Annotated in this window: 1 protein-coding gene; it reads left to right on the top strand. The window is 49.6% G+C overall.

The features are described from left to right. Positions 1–44: 44 nt before the first annotated feature. Positions 45–508, top strand: a 464-nt coding sequence (locus R7Q11_RS29610; RefSeq protein WP_411913169.1) for a sodium:solute symporter family transporter, incomplete at its 3' end; no start/stop codon positions are given.

Below are 508 nucleotides of genomic sequence, written 5' to 3'. Positions count from 1 at the left end.
AAGTATTTGCGTACACCACGCCAATTTATGGTGAACAGATCAGGATGCCGTCTCTGTTTGTGATGTGGGCGATCGCCATGCTGCTGCAACAAACCATGAGTAATAACCACACCTTGAGCTGCTATCGCTTTCTGACCACCGCCAACGATAAAGACGCCACCAAGGCCGCATTCGTTGCTGGTGTGCTGTTTGTTTTTGCCCCTGTACTGTGGTTTATGCCAGCGTGGTTCGTGGCAGCACAAAACATCGATTTACTGGCGATCTATCCTGCACTAGAGCAGAGTGCGAACAACGTCGCTTATCTTTACTACATCCAACATTACATGCCTCAAGGTTTACTCGGATTGGTGATGGTGGCATTGGTGGCCGCGACCATTGCGCCGCTTTCATCAGCACACAACCGCAACGCTGGCATTGTGGTCAAAAGCCTCTACCAAGTATGGTTCAACCCAAATGCCACCAATCGTCAGCAGTTGATGGTTGGAAAAATTGCGACGATAGTATCTGG

Source organism: Vibrio sp. 970 (genome assembly GCF_033339075.1).
The sequence above is the reverse complement of the archived record's forward strand: the minus strand, read 5'-3'. Positions and strand labels throughout refer to the sequence as shown.